This is a genomic window from Streptomyces smaragdinus, assembly GCF_009604385.1.
Classification (GTDB): Bacteria; Actinomycetota; Actinomycetes; order Streptomycetales; family Streptomycetaceae; genus Streptomyces; species Streptomyces smaragdinus.
In genome coordinates this window covers 1-2,984 of record NZ_WEGJ01000087.1, presented here as the reverse complement: position 1 = coordinate 2,984, position 2,984 = coordinate 1, and the positions used below count along the sequence as shown (strand labels likewise).

The window sequence follows — 2,984 nt, the reverse complement described above, 5'->3', positions numbered from 1 at the left end:
CCTCGTCGGCTTCTACGGCGACCGAATCGACCTCGACGGACTACCCCTCGCCACGAACGAGTGACCAACTAGAACTAAACCCCCAAGACGTCAAAGAAAGGGCATACACAAAACTCAAGACATTCCCGACCCTCAGAGGGGACGATCGATGACGCCGTTCTCGCCGCTTCCGAGTTGGTGGCGAACGCCGGGCAGCATGCCGTCGGGCCGTACGAACTGTGGCTGAGGCGCGCTGCGGGCGAGTTGATCTGCGAGGTGCACGACCGCGACCCCGTGCTTCCGCTACTCCCGCCCGACCGATCAACCTGTCCCTTGGGTGATCCCAGCGATGGCGAGACTTTCGCTGCCGCGCTGGGTGAGCGCGGGCGTGGCCTCCAGGTCGTCCACGCAGTGACGGGTGGATGTTGGGGCTTTCGCTTGGCCGATGGTCATGCGCGGGACGCGCGGGGGAAGGTGGCGTGGATGGTGATCCCTCGTGAGACCAGCATTGAGCGACTCTGACACGAAAACTATGTGTGCCGGTCAGGTTGTGGGGATGGGGTCGAAGAGGACGGTGAGCCTGAGGTGGTTGGGGATGACCAACCACACGGGTTCCCGGCAGCTCTCGGCCGTCCTGCGCTCGTGGGAGGGCCGCTCCGGGGTGCGTGTGGTGGGGATGGCGCCTGCCTCTATGCCTCCGTCGCTGCGCCGCCCATCAGGCTCGAACAGGCCCAACTGCTTGCTCTGGAGCACTACCGGTACATCGTTGAAGTGGGGTTGACGCTCCGCCCCGTTCGACGTACGACTGCGGGAGAGGGCTGTCCCGTGCGCCTGGGCCCACTCGCCGGGTGATGGTACGCACAGGTTATGGCTGTAAGCCGCCCGTATCCCAATGATCTGTCCGACGCCCGCTGGGCGCGGATCGAGCCGGTGCTCACCAGCTGGCGCGCGAAGCGCTGGAAGATGACGCCGCCCATTGGCCGGCCGCCGGAACATGACCTGCGCGAGATCCTGAACGCGATCTTGTGGATCGACCGTACCGGCGCCCAGTGGCGCTCCTCGACGGTGCCGCAGACCAGACCCGCGAAGTCCTCGTGATCAGCGCCCGCCGTCGCGCATAGGGCATTGACTGCTGTGTCGGTGACTTCATTCAGCAGGGCGCTTACCCTGCGCCCAGGGGCCGGCACGCCGGCCGCGATCCGGATGCGAGAATCGATCAACGCTCACCAGGAACACGCCATCACCGAGTTGCCCCCGGGAGGCACGTCGTGACCACGGTCACTGTTCTGCATCCCGGATCCATGGGAGCTGCCATCGCGTCCCAGGCGGTCGGTGCTGGTCACGAGGTCCTGTGGGTGCGCGAAGGACGCAGCAAGGCCACGTTCCGGCGTGCGAAGAAGGCGGGCGCCACAGAGTGCGATTCCCTCGCTGAGGCGCTGTCCCGAAGCACCGTCGTTCTGTCGATCTGCCCGCCCCACGTGGCGGAGGATGTGGCGGCAGCCGTGGCCGCACACGACTTTGCCGGGGTCTACGTGGACGCCAACGCCATCAGCCCGCAACGGGCACAGCGCATCGCCGAAGAGATCCAACCCAGCCCCGTCGTACTCGACGGAGCGATCTTCGGCCCGCCGCCTACAGATACCCGCACAGCCCGGCTGCACCTCGCGGGGGACAGCGCCGCCATCGACCACGTCGAGCCGCTGTTCACCGGCACCAGCGTGCACCTGCACCGAACCGGCCATACGTTCGGTTCTGCCTCGGCCCTGAAGATGGCCTTCGCCGGCTACCAGAAAGCCGCCCGCACCCTCGCCGGCGTCGCGCACGCCCTGGCCGATCACCACGGCGTCGGCGAAGCACTCACCGCAGAGGCCGCAGCCATGCCTGCCGACATCCTTTCCGACCCGGAATACCTGCCCAGCGTCGCCGCCCGTGCCTGGCGCTGGGCTCCCGAGATGACGGAGATCGCGGACACCCTCCGTGCTGCGGATCTGCTGGCCGACATGGCCGAAGCCGCCGCCGAGGTGATGTCCCGCTGGGAGCATGACAAAGACCGGTATGACATGCCAGTCAGTGAAGTCCTGCACCAATTGCATCGACGGGAGCGGTAGGAAGCGGTCACGAAGCCGGGGGAGTGGGATGCCCGGTCTGCAGATCCGACTCATCCGCCTGGTTCGGCAGTGCTAATTCGGTACATGTGTGCGTGAGTTAACTTTCTGCAACGGAGATTCACTCGCGTGGGGCAGGCGCTGTTGTCGAAGTCGCGCAGCGGCTGTGGTCTGCTGATTTGGTGAAGGGAAGCGCGGTCGTTGGCGGTATCTCGCCTGCCGTTCGGAATTAATCCCTCCGCCGGAGTGTCGGTGTGGGATTCCCTGGGAACGACGCTCCGCGAGTATCCAATTGCGCGAAGTGAATGTCGGGGCGGTGAGCGGCTGGTGTGGAGTAGACGGTGGCAGTTCGGGGTGGGCGTGCTTCGGTTCGGAGTGGCGGCGCTGATCACGACCCTGCTTACTGCTTGCGTGGGCCGATCGGCATCCGACGTCGATACCCCGGAACCGACGGCCAGTGTTCCGGACGTGGTGCGGCCAGATGATTCCCTGTCCGGCGCCGAGTTGGGTGCATCCGACGCCTATCGAGCCATGTGGAGGGACATGGCTGCGGCTGCGGAGACCACAGATCCCGGCCACGAGAAGCTCGACGACCACGCATCCGGCGCCGCTTTGCGTCTCCTCCAGCACATGATGGAGACGGGACGCAAGCAAGATGAGGTGGCGCAGGGTGAGCCCCGGCCGTCTCCGCATGCCCTGGCCCGAGCAGCGGCCAAAGTAGAGCTGCGGGACTGTCTCGATTCGACACACTGGGTGAGCTACCCCAAGGGCGGTGTCCGCGTACTCCTCTGAGTGCACCACCGAGTACAGAGTTATGTGCACCACTGCTCAGGCCACGTCGGCGTCTCGCTCGATAGTCTGGAGGCGGTTCTTGAGTCGGTAGCTGTTGCCGTTGATCGA

General features: G+C 65.7%; 1 protein-coding gene and 2 pseudogenes. All 3 read left to right on the top strand.

The window, feature by feature from the left end; genetic code table 11:
• Positions 1-126 precede the first annotated feature (126 nt).
• Positions 127-501 (top strand): annotated as a pseudogene (locus SRB5_RS37680) (ATP-binding protein); the annotation flags it as partial.
• A gap of 345 nt (positions 502-846) precedes the next feature.
• Positions 847-1,035, top strand: a pseudogene (locus tag SRB5_RS35615) (transposase); the annotation flags it as partial.
• A gap of 212 nt (positions 1,036-1,247) precedes the next feature.
• Positions 1,248-2,087: an NAD(P)-dependent oxidoreductase gene (locus tag SRB5_RS35610; protein WP_323379051.1), complete on the top strand. Its 840-nt coding sequence runs from the start codon at positions 1,248-1,250 to the stop codon at positions 2,085-2,087.
• The last annotated feature ends 897 nt before the right edge of the window (positions 2,088-2,984 follow it).